This window comes from Bradyrhizobium sp. AUGA SZCCT0105 (genome assembly GCF_018129565.1).
Lineage (GTDB): Bacteria > Pseudomonadota > Alphaproteobacteria > Rhizobiales > Xanthobacteraceae > Bradyrhizobium.
This window is the reverse complement of the sequence record NZ_JAFCMK010000001.1, coordinates 1,407,177-1,424,124: the sequence shown is the minus strand read 5'-3', so window position 1 is coordinate 1,424,124 and position 16,948 is coordinate 1,407,177. Positions and strand designations below refer to the sequence as shown.

Sequence of the window (16,948 nt, the reverse complement as noted above, 5' to 3'; positions counted from 1 at the left end):
TTATGAGTCAGGGCTTTTCGCTACATGTTGGTTTGAACGGCGTCGATGCATCGAAGTACAACGGCTGGGCGGGCACGCTGGCCGGCTGCATCAACGATGCCAATGCGATGGAGACGATTTGTCAGTCGCAGGGTTTCACGACGCAGAAGCTTCTTGATGGTGAGGCGACCGCCGACGCCATTCTCGGAGCCATCGGCCAGGCTGCGTACAATTTGCAGTCCGGAGATACCTGCGTCATCTCCTATTCCGGTCACGGCGGCCAGGTCCCGGACACGACCGGCGACTCGCCCAATGGTCTTGACGACACCTGGGTGGCTTACGACCGCATGGTCCTCGGACACGAGCTCTACAATCTGTGGGGCCAGTTTGCGGCCAACGTGCGCATCGAGGTCTATTCGGACAGTTGCCACAGCGGCACCGTCATTCGAGAGCTGTTCATCCCGAGCGGCATCCGATGGCCGCAGTCGAAACACAAAGCAATTCCAATCTTCCCGCAGGGCCGCGGACTACAGAACCTCAAGTCGGTTTACGCGCCTGCTGCAAATACGCGTGCGCGCGGCCCCGCCCCTGACGTTGCCGCGACACAAAAGCGGTCGATTCCTCCCTCCGTCGCACTCGATGTCTTCGAGCGCGACCTGCCGATGTACGAAGCCGCGCAATGGACCCGCAAGCGTGGCGAGATTACCGCTTCGGTGATCCTGATCTCCGGCTGTCAAGACAATCAGGAATCGCAGGACGGCCAGAGCAACGGGCTCTTTACCGAAAAACTCCTGTCAGTCTGGAACAGCGGCAATTTCACCGGCTCGCTGCCGCAATTCCATCAAGCGATCCTGGCGCTGATGCCACCCGAACAGACACCGAACTACTTTACGGTCGGGGTCAACGATGACGTCTTCACCAACTCGAAGCCACTGACGATCGTGGTCGATCAACGCACCTCGGCGACGGGCCAACCGGCAAAGCCGCCCACCACCCAGCAGGGTCCTGTGGTCACCGGCCCCAACACTTACGATCGTTCGAAAAGCAACGGCCCCGCCTTCAACGTAACGCCCGGCGCCAACGCGTATTATGCATTTGAGATCACGAGCGACCCGAACTGTTTTGGCTATCCGGCACAACGAACCGCCGACAATTTCTACGCCTCGTGGAACGACCCGCAGGTCAAGTCGCGCTTCACCGGCGCCACATATAACCTGCCACCCTATGCTTGGGCGGCATTACGCAATAACAGTGCGCTTTACTTCCGAATTCTCACCGCGAGCACATTTGATCTGGGCCGATGGGACAATTACGCGGTCTCGACGGCTGATTCAGACGCGGCATCCGCGCCGACGATCGCCTTGAATGGCGCAATCGCATCACCGCCACTCGTACCGGCATAGCCGCCGACGACCTGCTGCCGCGCGCGGCGACAGAGCGCCGCCGCGCGGCAGGGGGTGCGAGCATTGTGCCGGTCGATCGCGAGAGATCCCCAGCGCAACGTGGCGCGAGGTCATGGCCACAGACGTCGATGGCGTCTTGTCGGCTGCCGCGCCACCAGTCTCACCTTGAGAAGACAACACGCCCGATCGCGGACACCGCTTCCCTCGCCGGGACCGGCGGGGACCCAGGCATCAGCCTCCGGGCACCCAAAAATCAGTAGTTGCGAAGGTTTTCGTAACCTGTGGCGGGACTGCCCCCCGCTGAATTTTCGCTTGACGGACAACCGCGACAGTAATGTAATATGCTATAACTTGGCGGCCGGTAAGAGGCCGCCCAAGCAAGCTGGAACTTGCATAAACTAAAATGAGGAACCCGGCGCGCCCTACCTGTGCGCCAGAGCCGAGGGAGAGTGCTTGCATGTCCAAGCTCAAAATCCGCGTCGACCAGGACAAGTGCCAGGGTCACGCCCGCTGCAAATCGCTCGCCCCCGAACTGTTCGAGCTCGACGAATACGGCAACGCCCATGAAGTCGGCGACGGGACCGTTCCGGCCGGGCTCGAGGACAAGGCCTGGCTCGCGCAGACCAACTGCCCGGAAATCGCGATCGAAGTCACCGAGGAATAGCGGCCAGCAGGGATGGCCGGGTGCCTCCCGTTGAGCCGACCAGCGTTTTGATCGAACGAGAAGGAAACGAGCCGATGTCCGATTCCCCGTCCGCAACCTATCTGCCCGAACATCCCCCCGTCACCGACTGGGTCCATGATTTCGACCATACCGATCCGGTGTGGACCGACGACCCGTTCCCGATCTGGGAGACGCTGCGCACCGCCTCGCCGGTCGTGCACACCGAGCGCTTCCTCGGCTGCTACATGCCGACCACCTATCAGGCGGTGAAGGAGATCGCCTACGACACCGAGCACTTCTCCTCGCGCCGCGTCATCGTGCGCGACGTCCGCCCCGAGATCACCGCCCGCGCGCCGCCGATCACCTCCGATCCGCCGGAGCACAAGCCCGCCAAGCAGGTGCTGCTGCCGCCCTTCACGCCGGACGCGATGAAGCGGCTGGAGCCGCGGGTGCGCGCGATCTGCAACGAGCTGATCGACGAATTCATCGCCGATGGCCATTGCGACGCCGCGGCGCGCTACACCAAGCACATCCCGGTGCGCGCGATCGCGCACATGCTGGGGATTCCGGAGAAGGACGGCGACCTTTTCATCAAGTGGATCCACCAGATCCTCGAGCTCGGCATCAAGGACGAGAACGAGATGATGAGCGGCGTGCGCGAGATGACCGGCTACTTCATGGCCCATCTCGAGCAGCGCAAGCTTGAGCCGGGCGACGATCTGATCTCGCAGCTGCTGCGGGCCAAGGGCCCCGGCGGCCAGCCGCTGACCGACGAGCACGTGCTCGGCTCGCTGCGGCTGCTCCTGATCGCCGGCATCGACACCACCTGGAGCGCGCTCGGCTCCTCGCTCTGGCACCTCGCCAAGACGCCCGCCGATCGCGAGCGGCTGGTCGCGGAGCCGGCGCTGATCCCGACCGCGATCGAGGAATTCCTGCGCGCCTATTCGCCGGTAACGATGGCGCGCGAGGTGATGAAGGAAACCACGATCTCCGGCTGCCCGGTCAAAGCGGGCAACATGGTGCTGCTGTCCTTCCCCGCGGCCAACCGCGACCCCGCCATGTTCCCCGATGCGGACAAGGTCGTGATCGACCGCAAGGAGAACCGTCACGCCGCCTTCGGCCTCGGCATCCACCGCTGCGTCGGTTCCAACCTGGCGCGGATGGAGATGCAGGTGGCGATCGAGGAATGGCTGAAGCGGATTCCGGATTTCCGCCTCGACCCGGCCGGCAAGGTCACCTGGTCCGAAGGCACGGTGCGCGGCCCTCGTCAACTGCCCGTTCTGTTCGGCAAGAACGCCTAAAGGAACAGGACAGCAGTTACATCGCACCACGCAAATGAGATAGGTTGCCCCCGGAATCGCGCCAGAGAATCCGGGGAGGCCTGCCAATGTCCGAACAAACCGCTCGATCCGCGAGCGACCATCTCGACATCCATGACGTCGAGCGGCGGGTCAAGGCGATCTTCATCGGCTCGGTCGGCAATCTGGTCGAGTGGTACGATTTCTACGCCTACACCGCGTTCGCGCTTTATTTCGCGCCGGCGTTCTTCCCGCACAGCGATCCGGTGGTGCAGCAGCTCAATGCGGCCGTGCTGTTTGCCGCGACCTTCCTGATGCGCCCGCTCGGCGGCTGGCTGTTCGGCTACATCGCCGACCGCTATGGCAGGCGGCTGTCGCTGACACTCTCGGTGGTCTGCATGTGCTTCGGCTCGCTGATCATCGCGGTGACGCCGACCTATGCGACGATCGGCATTGCCGCGCCGGCGATCCTGGCGCTCGCCCGCATCATCGAGGGCCTGAGCCTCGGCGGCGAGTATGGCGCCAGCGCCACCTATCTCAGCGAGGTCGCCGACGCCAAGCATCGCGGCTTCTATTCGAGCTTCCAGTACGTCACGCTGATCGGCGGCCAGCTCACCGCGATCATCGTGCTGCTGTTGCTGCAAAAGGTGTTCCTGACGCCGGACGAGCTGAAGGCCTGGGGCTGGCGGATTCCGTTCGTGATCGGCGCCATGCTCGCGATCTTCGCGGCGGTGATGCGGCGCGGCCTGCACGAGACCGAGGCGTTCGAGGAGGCCAAGAAGGTCTCCAAGCCGACCGGCTCGATCGTCGGCCTGTTGAACTATCCGCGCGAATTGCTGCTGGTGGTCGGCCTCACCGCCGGCGGCACCGCGGCGTTCTATACCTTCACCACCTACATGCAGACCTTCGTGAAACTGTCGGTCGGCCTCACCGAGGACCAGACCACCTTCGTGATCTTCGGCTCGCTGATCTTCGCGACCTTCCTGCAGCCGATCTATGGCGCGCTGTCGGACCGCATCGGCCGCAAGCCGCTTTTGATCTTTTTCGGCGTCGTCGGCACGCTGGCGACGATCCCGATCCTGACCGCCCTGAAGGAGACCAAGTCGCCCTTCATCGCTTTCCTCTTGATCTGCGGCGCCTGGATCTTCGTCGCCGGCTATACCTCGATCAATGCGATCGTGAAGGCCGAGCTGTTCCCGACCAATGTCCGCGCGCTCGGCGTCGGCTTGCCCTACGCCATCACGGTGTCGATCTTCGGCGGCACTGCGCCTGCGGTCGCGCTCTATTTCAAGAGCATCGGGCATGAGGACTGGTTCTACTATTATCTCAGCGGCATGATCTTCCTGTCGCTCCTGATCTACTCGACCATGCGCGACACCAAGCACGACTCCGCGATGCATCGCCACGAATGATGGCGCAACGCCCATGACCGACGACGCCGAGCCACCCGAGAGCAAGCTGACGCGCAGCAAGCAGCGCTGGGCGCGCGAGGGCAAATTCCTCACCGGCAAGATCACCCGGCCGGAGGAGCAGCGCCTGCCGCCCGGCCAGCATCTGACGGCGGACTGGCCGGTGCTCGATCTCGGGCTGATGCCGAACGTGACGCGGGAGCGCTGGCGGCTCGACGTCTACGGCGCGGTCGAGCAGACGATCTACTGGAACTGGTCGCAATTCGCGGCGCAGCCGCAGACCCAATTCGTCTCCGACATTCACTGCGTCACCACCTGGTCACGCTACGACAATCAGTGGGAGGGGCTTTCGACCCGCGACCTGCTCGCCGCCTGCCAGCCGCGCGAGGAGGCACGCTTCGTCGCCCTGCATTGCTATGACGGTTATACGACAAACCTGTCGCTCGAGGATTTTGCAGCCGAGGACGCGCTGCTCGCCCATAGCTGGTCGGGCAAGCCGCTGGAGCACGAGCATGGCGGCCCGGTGCGGCTCGTGGTGCCGCATCTCTATTTCTGGAAGAGCGCGAAGTGGCTGCAGCGCATCGAATTCTTAACCGAAGATGCGCCGGGCTTCTGGGAGATGCGCGGCTATCACAATCGCGGTGATCCCTGGGCCGAACAGCGCTATTCTAGCGACTGACGGATCAACACAATGATGGAGCCTGCCCGTGCCGCATGAACGCTTTCAATTCACCGGTGTGGGCGGCCATCAGCTTGCCGCCGCGCTTGATACGCCGGACGGCCCGATCAAGGCCTATGTGCTGTTCGCACACTGCTTCACCTGCGGCAAGGACGTGCTGGCGGCCAAGCGCATCGCGGTTGCCCTCGCCGCCAAGGGCATCGCCACGTTGCGTTTCGACTTCACCGGCCTCGGCTCCAGCGAAGGCGACTTTGCCAATTCGACATTCTCGTCGAACGTCGACGATCTCGTCCGCGCCGCCGACCATCTGCGCGAGACGCGCAAGGCGCCCGCGATCCTGATCGGCCACAGCCTCGGCGGCGCCGCGATCCTCGCGGCCGCCGGCCAGATTCCCGAGGCGAAGGCGGTCGCCACCATCGCCGCGCCGTCCGATCCCGTCCATGTCACGCACTTTTTCAGGGACCGGATCGAGGACATCCGCGCGCAGGGTGAAGGCGAAGTGTCGCTCGCCGGCCGCCCCTTCCGCATCAAGCGCGAATTCCTCGACGACGTCGCCGAGCAAAACCTGATGGCGCAGGTAAAGCAGCTGCACAAGGCGCTGCTGGTCATGCACTCGCCGACCGACGACACCGTCGGCATCGACAACGCCACCAATATCTTCATTGCGGCCAAGCATCCCAAGAGCTTCGTCTCGCTTGCGGGCGCGGATCATCTCCTGAGCGGCAAGCAGGACGCCGCCTATGTCGCCGACGTGATCGGCGCATGGGCCGAGCGCTACGTCGATCTTGCACCGCAGCCGGTGGCTGACACCGGCAGCGCGCCGCGCAACGTCGTGGTGCAGGAGACCCGCGCCAGCAAATTCCAGCAGACCGTCACGACGGGTCCGCATCGCATGCTGGCCGACGAGCCGGTTGCCGTCGGCGGCCAGGATTCCGGCCCCGGGCCTTACGATTTCCTGCTCACGGGTCTCGGCGCCTGCACCTCGATGACGATGCGGATGTATGCCGACCGCAAGTCGCTGCCGGTCGATCGCATCACCGTAACGCTCCAGCACAACAAGATTTATGCCAAAGATTGCGAGGAGTGCGAGACGCACGACGGCATGCTCGACCAGATCGACCGGGTGATCAAGATCGAGGGCGACCTCGATGCCGATCAGCGCAAGCGGCTGATGGAGATCGCCGACAAGTGCCCGGTGCACAAGACGCTGACGTCGGAGGTGCGGATCGTCACCAAGGCGGCGGAGTGAGGGGCGCGCTGAGAAAAATCGAAAACAACCCCATGCACAGTAGCCGGCGGCCGCCGGCGCTCGACAAGGCGACTTGACACGTCGGGCAACTCAGGGATACATTTCCATTATTCCGAAATCGTGCGAACGCCTCTCAGCCACGCGCCGCACGCTTCCCCGTCAGGCAATTCGCCATGATGCGGACCGCGGCGCCGATCTCGTTCTCGCGCCAAGCGGCGAAACCGAGCAGCAGGCCGTGGTCGTGCGGCCGCTCCAGTGCGAGGCTCGACAGCGCGCGCACCTCGACGCCGGCGGCGACCAGCCGCGCCACGGCGCTCCGGTCCGCGGCGCCATCCCTGAAACGCGCGATCAGCTGCATGCCGCCCGGCGGGACCTCGGCCGTGAGCACCGGCTCGAGGTGCCGCGCCAGCGCCGCCGCGAGGTGATCGCGGCGCGCGCGATAGATCCGCCGCATCCGCCTGACATGCGCCAGGAAATGCCCGTCGGCCATGAAGCCGGCCAGCGCCTCCTGGACGTGCACGGAAGCCATCAGCCCGAGATGGCGCTGCGCGATCTCCATCGTCCGCGCCAGTTGTGGCGGCACCACCAGATAACCGATGCGGATATCGGCGGTCGTCGCCTTGGCGAAGGTGCCGAGATAGAGCACGCGTCCCTCGCGATCGAGCCCTTGCAAAGCCGGCATCGGGCGGCTGTCATAGTGAAACTCGCCGTCGTAATCATCCTCGACGATCCAGGTCTTGCCAGGCTCGGCCGCCGCCAACAGCTCGGTGCGGCGCGCAACCGGCATCACCCGCCCGGTCGGGTGCTGATGCGACGGCGTCGTGAAGATCAGCTTCGGCGCCCGCGCCTCGCGCGTCCGCATCATGCCCCATTGATCGAGCCTGACACCGACGACGTCGGCGCCGGCCGCGCGAAACGCCGCCGCGGCGCCGGGATAGCCGGGATCCTCGGTCCACACCGCATCACCGGTCACGATGATGATCGCGGCGATCAGCGTCAGCGCCGCCTGCGCGGTCGGCAGGATCAGGATCTGATCGGCCTCGGCGCGCACGCCGCGGCTGATCTCGAGATAGTCGCGCAAGGCCTCGCGCAGGCTCGGCCGGTTGATCACGGTCTGGTCGTTGAAGCGACGCAGCAATGCGCTGCGCCGCAGGCAGCGCGCCCAGATCTCGTGCGGAAATTCGCGCGCATCCGCAAGCCCGGGACGCAGCGGCCGGAAATCGGCCTGGTAGGACAGCGGCCAATCCGTGTCGGAGAGCTGCAAGGCCCAGGGCGACAGCAACGGCTTGCGGGCGGCATCGCGGCGCGGGGCCGGCACCGCCCTGGCGAAGCGCGCCTCGATATCGTCTGACACCACCGGCCGCCGCCGCGCGGCGACGCGCAGATACCCTTCGGCCGCGAGCTGCTCATAGGCATGCGTCACCGTGTTGCGCGACACGTCGAGCTCGGCCGCAAGCGTGCGGCTCGACGGCAGCACGGCCCCGCTCCTGATCCGGCCGCCCGCCATCAGGGTACGCAGCTGCTGCGTCAGCTGCGCGGTCAGGCCGGCATCATCGGCACGCTTCAGCGCGAGCAGTTCGGCGAGGATCAATCTGGCTCCTTTGATCTGTCAAATCTGGCTCTTTCGAGAGAGCCAGTGCGATCCTATTCAGAAGCGGTATCGCCTGCAAGGATGCCGCCCGTGAACCCATCGCTCTCCCCTGCCAAGGCCGCCGGTTTGTTCATCGTCGTGGTGCTGGCCTGGGGCATCAACTGGTCGGTGACGAAATCGGTGGTCGAGGCGGTGCCGCCGCTGTGGACCGCATCGATCCGCAGCTGGGTCGCCCTGGTCGCCCTGCTGGTGATCCTGCGCGCCAGCGGCAATTTGATCATTCCGCGGATCGCCGATGTCCCTGTCGTGCTCAGCGTCGCGCTCCTGCACATGACGTTCTTCTCGACCCTGGTCGCGGCCGGCCTGCGCTATCTGCCGGCGAGCAAGGGCATCGTGCTCGGCTACACCACGCCGCTCTGGGTCGCGCTCGCCGCCGGCGCCGCGCGGACTGAACGGCTCGGCACGCTGAAACTTGTCGGTGTCGCTTCCGGGCTCGCCGGGCTCTGCGTGATCCTCAACCCGGCGTCGCTGGACTGGAGCAATCTGCATGTCATCGCCGGCGCCGGCATGATCATCCTCGCCGCGATCTGCTGGGCCGCGAACATCATCTATATCCGCTCGCACCGCTGGATCGCGACGCCGCTGCAGCTCCTGCTGTGGCAGGTGCTGGTCGCGACCTTGGTGCTGACGACGACCGCGCTGGTCACCGAGGGCGTGCCCACGGTGACATGGTCGCCGCACCTCGTGCTGCTGTTTCTCTATTCCGGCTTCATCGGCACCGCGCTGGCCTATTGGGCGATGTCGATGGTCAACAAGAGCCTGCCAGCGCTGACGACCTCGCTCGGCACGACGGGGACGCCGATCGTCGGCATCGTGACTGCTGCATTTCTGCTCGGCGAGCCGATCGATCTGTCGCTCGCGATCGCCGCGGCGCTGATCGTCGGCGGCATCGCGCTGAGCGCGCTCGCGGACGCGCCGTCGCGGGCGTAATAAGGGCCTGTACTCATACATTTTATCACGTCCGCTTCGGTCTCCGAAGCCGACTTCGAAACCGACGTCGCTGCATGTCGGTTGGGCATCAGGCGACATTAGCAATGTGGCACGGTCGCCCGATCCGTCGTACAATATCTCGTCGGTTGGGTTGAGAGCCATGGTGCAGGAGCGGCCATTCCCTGTCGAGCGCAGGTTGTCGGCGATATTGGCCGCCGATGTGGCTGGCTATTCGCGGCTCATGCACGACGACGAAGAGGCGACACATGCCAAATTGACAGCGCTCTTGGCGGACGCTGTCGTGCCAGCAATCGCTGAACACGGCGGGCGTATCGTGAAGAACACCGGCGATGGGTTCCTGGCGGAGTTTACAAGCTCAGTTGAGGCTGTCCGAGCCGCCGTACGGTTTCAGACCCGCATCAAGGAACTTTCAATCCACGAGAAAGAAGACAGGCGCGTTTCCTTCCGCGTGGGCGTCAACATCGGCGACGTAATCGTCGAGGCCCATGACATATTCGGAGACGGCGTTAACATCGCGGCGCGGCTCGAGGGTATCGCAGAGCCTGGCGGCATCTGCATCGCGTCTTCTGCCTACGATCAAGTAAGGGGCAAGGTGGGGGTTCGGTTCGCCGATTTGGGCGACCAGAACTTAAAAAACATCGCCCGCCCAGTCCGGACCTATGCCGTGATCTGGGATGAACACGGCCTAACGATGCGGTCTCACCGCGCGGGATCGAGCGCCCTTTCACCGCCTCGTCTTTCCATCGTTGTGCTGCCTTTCGCCAACCTCAGCGGCGATCCCGAGCAAGACTACTTTGTCGATGGTGTAACCGAGAACTTAACAACGGACCTGTCGCGCATCGGTGGCTTGTTCGTAATTGCCCGGAACAGCGCGTTCTCGTACAAGGGCAAGCCAATCGACGTACGGCAAGTCGGCCGCGAGTTGAACGTCCGGTACGTGCTTGAAGGTTCCATGCAGCGCAGTGGCAAGCGGCTTCGAGTGAACGTGCAGCTCATCGATGCCGAAAGCCGCAAACATCTTTGGGCAGAGCGCTTCGAAAAGCCTGTCGCCGATCTTTTCGATATGCAGGACGAAATCGTATCGAGGCTCGCCAACTCGTTAGGTGCCCAGCTCATTGTGGCCGAGGCACGAACAGCGGAGCGGTCGCTGCATCCCGACGCACTAGACCTGTTCTTTCAGGGTACTGCCTGCTTCTACAAAGGGCCAACCCTTGAGCACGCGACCCGGGCGCGCGACTTTTTTGAGCGTGCCTTTGCGATCGATCCCCAAGGGGGCGGAGCGATTTGGGCGTTGATCGGTATGGCAAACGTCGATCTAACCGTGGGAACCGACCTGTTAACGGATGACCGGGCCGCGCTCCTTTCGGCGGCCGAAGCCAACACGATCAAAGCACTTTCACTATCCCCCAACCTTGCAATGGCCCGCGTGATATTGGCTCTCGTGTACATTAGTACAAATCGCGCAGCACAAGGGATTACCGAATGCGAGCAGGCATTGTCGCTTAATCGCAATTTGGCTTATGCTCATGGCGCTATTGGTTTGGCCAAATTCTATATGGGTCGCCCTACCGAGACTGAAGACCACGTACTCGAGGCTCTCCGTCTGTCCCCCCGCGATCTCGTTGCCAACCGGTTGATGCGTTTTGTGGGCGCGGCAAAGCTACAGGTCGGTGCGGATGCCGAAGCCGTCAGTTGGCTGCGACGAAGCATTGAGGCCAACCGCACTCATGCTCCCGCGCATTTTTTGCTCGCCGCGGCCTTGGGCTTGCTCGGCGCGCTGGATGAGGCGCGAACAGCTGCGAAAGCGGGATTTGCGCTCAACCCAGGCTTTACGATCCGCCGCTTGCGCGCCGCGAAAATAAGCGACAATCCTATTTATCTCGCTGGACAAGAGCGCCTCTGCCAGGGCATGCGCATAGCCGGGGTGCCGGAGGGGTGATGTCGGAGATGGGCCATAAGCCGCCGATAACTACCGAACTGGCAACTTCCGCTTCATGACTGGAAGCCGCCGGTTATGAGTACACGCCCTAGGCCATCGCGAGCGGCCTGACCCGCAAGCTTCCGCGCAGCCCGGCGCCGGTGCCGAGCATGATGCCGGCGATCGCGATGAAGGACGACAGCGACAGCGTCGACAATCCGGTCAGCCCCTGCCCGACCGAGCAGCCGAACGCCATCACGCCGCCGGCGCCCATCAGTGCGGCGCCGCTTGCCGAGCGCAGCATGTGCTGCGGCGAGCGATAGCCTTCGAGCTGGAAGCGCCTGGTGGCAATCGCAGTGATCAGGCTGCCGGCAAACACGCCGAACACGGTGACGATACCGAAATTGAGCGTCGAGCCGGTCGACAGCATCACGTATTGCAGGGCATCGGCGATCGGCGCGATGAAGGTGAGCGACGTCACCGGCACCGGGTTGAAATCATCGGCGCCGAGATAGCCGGTCGCGTACCAGCCGCCCGCCACCAGCAGGCCGACGATCAGGCCGGCCGCGATCTGGCCCGGCGACTTGCGGAACGGCGCATGAACAAAGGCGAAGATGATCAGGACCGCCGCGAGCACCGAGGCGGCTACCATTCGCGCCGGGAGCGCGCCAAGGCCGCTGCCTGCCAACAGCGCCGGCACCGAATTGGCTGACACCGTGGCCTGCGAGGCCTGCACCATCGCGATCCGCAGCGGCGCGATCAGGCCCTTCAGCGTCATCTCGGCAAAGATGCCGAGCACGATGACGACCACGAAGGAACGCAGGTTGCCGCGCCCGAGCAGCACCAGCGCCCGCGAGCCGCAGCCGTTCGACAGCACCATGCCGTAGCCGAACAACAGCCCGCCGAGGAACATCACCGGCGCCGAGAACGACGGCTGCAGATAGATCGACTTGCCGAGATCGACGAGACCGGCCGCCGCCAGCAGCTGCGAGGCCGCGATCGCAACCCCCATCGCCAGCGCATAGGTGCGCACCAGCCGACCGTCGCCGTCCGCCCACCAGCCGCGCAGGCCGCTCATCATACAGAAGCCGCTGACGAGCCCGACCGAGCCATAGATCAGGCCGATGATCAGGGCGGCGAGGATGACAATCGTGGCGGGGTCCATAACAATCCTTCAATTGCCTTCGTCATTGCGGGCGAAGCGAAAAGCGCGCCGCAAGGCGCGTGGATCGTGGCAGCCAGGCGGCCCAAACCATGACTAATCGACTGACCGATCAATTCAAGGGGCTTGTTACCGCCGGCGAGTCAGAGCTTCGGTGGTGGGGCCGTGCCCAGGATCGCCTCGATCGACAGGCCGAGCCCGAGCAAACTGGCATCGCTGCCGACCGGACCGTCGAGTTCGAGCCCAACCGGCAGGCCATCCGGCGTCATGCCGGCATAGAGCGAGAGCCCGGGAAGGCCGGCATTGCTGCCGGGATCGGTGTTGCGGATCATGGAGCCGAAGGTCGGCACCGGTTCGCCGCCATTGACCGACATCTCGCCGGAGCCGGTCTTCTCGTCGATGACAGGTGCAGGCGCGATCGTGGTCGGAAACAGGATGGCGTCCAGTTTGTTGTCCCTGAGATAGGCGGCATAGATCGCCTGCAGCGCCGGCCGCTGCACCTTGATCGCATCATCATAGGCGGCGCCGAAGGCGTCCGCGGTGATGGCGCCGAATGCGCCGACCACGTCGGGACTTGCGATGCCGGCCGCGATGTCGGACAGCGTGATCCCCTCGATTCCGGAGGCGGCGAGCCAGGCCGGGATATCGGCGATCGGTTCATGCAGCGCCAGCACGAACGAGACCTTGTCGTTCTGCTCGAACAAATCGGGCATATCGACATCGACCAGCACAGCGCCGGCAGCCGTGAGCCGGGCGCAGGCTGAGTGGGCAACGGCCTCGACATCGCGATCGAGACCGCTCCAGAAACAGGCGGGAATGCCGAGGCGCACGCCGCATAGCGGAACGGCTGACGCCTGTGACGTGCCGGTGATGACGGCATCGAGCAGCGCGACATCGGCAACCGTGCGTCCCATCGGGCCGACGGTGTCGCGGGTATGGCTGATCGGAACCACCTGGTTGTCGTCGTGGTAGCGCCGCTCGGCGCCGCCATTGCCGACCGAAGGCCGCAAGCCCACGGTCCCGGTCAGCGCCGCGGGCACGCGGGTCGAGCCGCCGGTGTCCGAGCCGAGGCCGCAGGTGGCGATCCGTGCGGCGATCGCCGCCGACGTTCCGCCGGACGAGCCGCCCGGGATCCGAGCCGTGTCATATGGATTCCGCACCGGTCCCGCGAATGGCGCGAGATTGGTGCTGGTGATGCCGAAGGCGAGCTCGTGCAGATTGGTCTTGCCGATGACCACAGCCCCCGCGTCGAGCAGCTTTTTCAGCGACGGCGCATTGCGCGCAGGCCGGGCGTGTTGCAGCGCCGGGGTGCCGCCCGATGTCGGCATATCTGATGTGTTGATGTTGTCCTTCACGACGATCGGAAGCCCGGCCAGCACGCCGGCGCGCGTGCCGGCATCGACCTGGCGCGCCGCCGCCAGCGCGCCGTCGCGGTTCAGCACGATGAAGGCGTTGAGGTGCTTGAGCCGCTCCGCACGATCGAGCGCCGCCTCGACGACGCTGACCGCCGTCACCTTCCGGCCGCGGATGTCGGCCACGATCTGCGCCGCGGTTGCTTCGTTGCTATCGGCCATGGAAACCCCGCACCCTCTTGCATTGCGGGCGAGAGGCTATTCTTTCGGCCGCTTGTCGTAAACACGTTTCGCCTTGCCGAGCGAACGCTCCAACGTCTCGGGGGCGACGACGCGGACGCGGGTGGAGATGCCGATCGTGTTCTTGATGAAGGCGGAGACCTTCTCGGCGTGCGCGGTCAGCCCTTCACCGTCCCAGCTCTCGGGCCGGGCTTCGGCGAGCACCGTCATCTCGTCCATGCGGCCCTCGCGGGTCAGTTCTATAACAAAGTGGCCGCCGCACCAGTCGGTCGCCAGCAGCGCTTCCTCGATCTGGGTCGGGAACACGTTGACGCCGCGCAGGATGATCATGTCGTCGGAGCGGCCGGTCACCTTCTCCATCCGGCGCATGCCGGGCCGCGCCGTGCCGGGCAACAGCCGCGTCAGGTCGCGGGTGCGGTAACGGATGATCGGGAAGCCTTCCTTGGTCAACGAGGTGAACACCAGTTCGCCCTTCTCGCCGTCGGGCAGCACCTTGCCGGTCAGGGGATCGATCACCTCGGGATAGAAGTGATCTTCCCAGATGTGCAGGCCGTCCTTGGTCTCCACGCATTCTTGCGCGACGCCGGGGCCGATCACCTCGGAGAGGCCGTAGATATCTGTCGCATCCATGTCGAAGGCCTGCTCGATCTCGACGCGCATCGCGTTGGTCCACGGCTCGGCGCCGAAGATGCCGAACTTCAGCGACGATTTGCGCGGGTCAAGCCCCTGCCGCTTGAACTCATCGAGGATCGCCAGCATGTAGCTCGGCGTCACCGTGATGATGTCGGGCCGGAAATCGTTGATCAGCTGCACCTGCCGCTCGGTCATGCCGCCGGAGACCGGGATCACGGTGCAGCCGAGCCGCTCGGCGCCGTAATGCGCGCCGAGGCCGCCGGTGAACAGGCCATAGCCATAGGCATTGTGCATCAGCATGCCGGTGCGGCCGCCGGCGGCACGGATCGAGCGCGCCATCACGTCGGCCCAGGTGTCGATGTCTCCTTTGGTGTAGCCGACCACGATCGGTTTGCCTGTTGTCCCCGAGGAGCCATGGACCCGCACCAGCTGTTCGCGCGGCACCGCGAACATGTTGAAGGGATAATTGTCGCGCAGATCCGTCTTCACCGTGAAGGGAAATTTTGCGAGATCTGCAAGCTGCTTGAAATCTGTGGGGTGCACGCCCGCCGCGTCGAACGCCTTCTTGTAGTGCGCGACATTGTCATAGGCATGCTTGAGCGACCAGGCGAGCCGCCTGGTCTGCAGCGCCATGATCTCGTCGCGCGAGGCGCGTTCGGCCGCATCGAGCTCGGCGTGATAACCGCCGTCCTTGACCTTGAGCTTTGCCGTTGCCATCGACGTTTCCCCTGAAGCCTTATGCCTTGATGTCCGTGTCCGGCAGCCAGGTGCCTTGTATCACGCGCGAATGTCCGCGAAATTCAGCGATCACGCCGTCGCCGGCGGTGACGCGCACGTCGTAGATTCCCGAACGGCCGCTGCGCGAGATCTCGCGCGCCGTCGCCACCAGACGGTCGCCGAGCTTGCCGGGCCGGATGAATGTGACGTTGCCCTGCGCCGCCACCGCGCGATCGTTGCGGCTGTTGCAGGCAAAGGCGAAGGCTGAGTCAGCGAGCGTGAAGATGTAGCCGCCATGGCAGATGCGCTGGCCGTTGACCATGTGCGGCAGCACCGTCATCGCCATCACCGCCTGCCCCGGCTTGATCTCGACGAGCTCCATGCCGAGGCCCTTGCTGGCGTCGTCTTCCTTCCACATCGCATCCGCGCAGGCGCGTGCGACATCCTCGGGCGATAGCGTGGCCTTCACGTTCACATCGAACTCCCTGTGCGTGGGCCCGTTTGCAGCGGGCCTCTTGGTGTCAGTGTTGGGCGCGACGCGCGAGGTGTCAACGCGCAGAAAGAATTAGACGTGGTCGTAATCGACCACGACCTTGCCCGAACATGGCTTGGCCTGGCAGGTGAGGATGAACCCCGCCTTCAGCTCCCACGGCTCCAGCGAATAATTCAGATCCATCGGCGCCTCGCCTTCGACCAGCTTGGCGCGGCAGGTCGAGCACATGCCGCCCTTGCAGGCGAACGGCAGGTCCATGCCGGCGCGCAGCGCGGCATCGAGGATCGACTCGCCGTCGGCCACCGGCACCTCGCGGCGCTTGCCGTCGATGATCAGTCCGGCGATCGCCTTCGGCGGCGCGCCGGCCGGAACGACGACCTTCGCCCGCGGCTTGCCGCCGAATTCCGACACGAAGCGCTCGACATGGATGCGCTCGTCGGCGATGCCGATTTCGCGGCAAGTCGCCTCGATCGTCTCGCTCATGGCGGCCGGGCCGCAGACGAAGACGTGATCGACGGTCGCAGCCGGCACCAGCGAGCGCAGCAGCACCCGCACCTTCTCGCCGTCGAGCCGGCCGTGCAGGATCGGGATGTCCTGCTCCTCGCCCGAGATGACGTGGAATACCGAGAGCCGCTGCATGAAGCGGTCCTTCAGCTCCTCCAGCTCCTCGCGGAACATGACGCCTTCGGTGGAGCGGTTGCCGTAAAACAGGAAGAAGCGGCTATCCGGCTCGCGCGCCAGCACGCCCTTGACGATCGAGAGGATCGGCGTGATGCCGCTGCCGGCGGCGAAACCGACATAGGTTCGCGCCTCGCCGGGCGTATGCGCAACGCCGAAACGGCCGGTCGGCGTCATCACGTCGAGCTCGTCGCCGGCCTTCAACTCTTCGGCGGCCCAGTTCGAGAAGGCGCCGCCGTCGACCTTCTTCACGGCGATGCGCAGCTCGCCGTCATCGGGACCGGAGCAGATCGAGTAGGAACGGCGGACTTCCTCGCCGTCCATCGTGGTGCGCAGCGTCAGATACTGGCCAGGCGTGAAGCGGTAGTCACCTTGCAGATCATCAGGGATCGCGAAGGTCATCGAGATGGCGTCCGACGCCTCGCGGCGCAGATCGCTGACGGACAGACGGTGGAATCGTGGGGTCGACATG

At 64.7% G+C, this 16,948-nt stretch carries 14 protein-coding genes; 8 read left to right on the top strand and 6 right to left on the bottom strand.

Annotation, left to right across the window (positions count from 1 at the left end; all coding sequences use genetic code 11):
• Nucleotides 1–2 precede the first annotated feature (2 nt).
• The 6 genes from JQ573_RS06505 (at nucleotide 3) to JQ573_RS06480 (ending at nucleotide 6,681) form a co-directional block, all read left to right on the top strand.
• Nucleotides 3–1,382: a caspase family protein gene (locus JQ573_RS06505; RefSeq protein WP_212311192.1), complete on the top strand. Its 1,380-nt coding sequence runs from the start codon at nucleotides 3–5 to the stop codon at nucleotides 1,380–1,382.
• Nucleotides 1,383–1,839: 457 nt separating this feature from the next.
• The gene (locus tag JQ573_RS06500) at nucleotides 1,840–2,046 is read left to right on the top strand and encodes a ferredoxin (RefSeq protein WP_038387982.1); all 207 of its coding nucleotides are present in this window, start codon (nucleotides 1,840–1,842) and stop codon (nucleotides 2,044–2,046) included.
• A gap of 74 nt (nucleotides 2,047–2,120) precedes the next feature.
• Complete coding sequence (locus tag JQ573_RS06495) at nucleotides 2,121–3,347, top strand: cytochrome P450 (RefSeq protein WP_212311193.1); 1,227 nt, start codon at nucleotides 2,121–2,123, stop codon at nucleotides 3,345–3,347.
• Nucleotides 3,348–3,433: 86 nt separating this feature from the next.
• Nucleotides 3,434–4,756 carry an MFS transporter gene (locus tag JQ573_RS06490; RefSeq protein WP_212311194.1) on the top strand — a complete coding sequence of 441 codons (1,323 nt, stop codon included), beginning with the start codon at nucleotides 3,434–3,436 and terminating at the stop codon, nucleotides 4,754–4,756.
• 13 nt (nucleotides 4,757–4,769) lie between these two features.
• Complete coding sequence (locus JQ573_RS06485) at nucleotides 4,770–5,432, top strand: sulfite oxidase-like oxidoreductase (protein ID WP_212311195.1); 663 nt, start codon at nucleotides 4,770–4,772, stop codon at nucleotides 5,430–5,432.
• A 28-nt stretch (nucleotides 5,433–5,460) separates the two neighbouring features.
• A complete protein-coding gene (locus JQ573_RS06480; RefSeq protein WP_212311196.1) occupies nucleotides 5,461–6,681 on the top strand; it encodes a bifunctional alpha/beta hydrolase/OsmC family protein in 1,221 nt (406 codons plus the stop codon).
• A 133-nt stretch (nucleotides 6,682–6,814) separates the two neighbouring features.
• Here the strand turns inward: JQ573_RS06480 and JQ573_RS06475 are convergent, their stop codons facing one another.
• Nucleotides 6,815–8,272, bottom strand: coding sequence for a PLP-dependent aminotransferase family protein (locus JQ573_RS06475; RefSeq protein ID WP_212311197.1), 1,458 nt, complete (start codon nucleotides 8,270–8,272; stop codon nucleotides 6,815–6,817).
• An 81-nt stretch (nucleotides 8,273–8,353) separates the two neighbouring features.
• On the opposite strand from JQ573_RS06475, the gene JQ573_RS06470 reads away from it, so the two are divergent.
• Together JQ573_RS06470 and JQ573_RS06465 are read left to right on the top strand one after the other, a co-directional pair.
• On the top strand, nucleotides 8,354–9,262 hold the full coding sequence (locus JQ573_RS06470) for a DMT family transporter (protein WP_212408686.1): 909 nt from the start codon (nucleotides 8,354–8,356) through the stop codon (nucleotides 9,260–9,262).
• A gap of 160 nt (nucleotides 9,263–9,422) precedes the next feature.
• Nucleotides 9,423–11,222 (top strand): adenylate/guanylate cyclase domain-containing protein, encoded by a 1,800-nt coding sequence (locus tag JQ573_RS06465; RefSeq protein ID WP_212311198.1) that lies wholly within the window; start codon nucleotides 9,423–9,425, stop codon nucleotides 11,220–11,222.
• An 88-nt stretch (nucleotides 11,223–11,310) separates the two neighbouring features.
• Here JQ573_RS06465 and JQ573_RS06460 read toward each other — a convergent pair whose 3' ends face one another.
• The 5 genes from JQ573_RS06460 to paaE form a co-directional block, all read right to left on the bottom strand.
• On the bottom strand, nucleotides 11,311–12,366 hold the full coding sequence (locus JQ573_RS06460) for a YeeE/YedE family protein (protein ID WP_212311199.1): 1,056 nt from the start codon (nucleotides 12,364–12,366) through the stop codon (nucleotides 11,311–11,313).
• Between the two features lie 140 nt (nucleotides 12,367–12,506).
• Nucleotides 12,507–13,937, bottom strand: a complete 1,431-nt coding sequence (gene iaaH, locus JQ573_RS06455) for an indoleacetamide hydrolase (RefSeq protein ID WP_212311200.1) — start codon at nucleotides 13,935–13,937, stop codon at nucleotides 12,507–12,509.
• Between the two features lie 36 nt (nucleotides 13,938–13,973).
• A complete protein-coding gene (gene paaK, locus JQ573_RS06450) occupies nucleotides 13,974–15,305 on the bottom strand; it encodes a phenylacetate--CoA ligase PaaK (RefSeq protein WP_212311201.1) in 1,332 nt (443 codons plus the stop codon).
• 19 nt (nucleotides 15,306–15,324) lie between these two features.
• Nucleotides 15,325–15,780, bottom strand: a complete 456-nt coding sequence (gene paaI, locus JQ573_RS06445; RefSeq protein WP_212311202.1) for a hydroxyphenylacetyl-CoA thioesterase PaaI — start codon at nucleotides 15,778–15,780, stop codon at nucleotides 15,325–15,327.
• A gap of 90 nt (nucleotides 15,781–15,870) precedes the next feature.
• Nucleotides 15,871–16,947 carry a 1,2-phenylacetyl-CoA epoxidase subunit PaaE gene (gene paaE, locus JQ573_RS06440; protein ID WP_212311203.1) on the bottom strand — a complete coding sequence of 359 codons (1,077 nt, stop codon included), beginning with the start codon at nucleotides 16,945–16,947 and terminating at the stop codon, nucleotides 15,871–15,873.
• Nucleotide 16,948 lies beyond the last annotated feature (1 nt).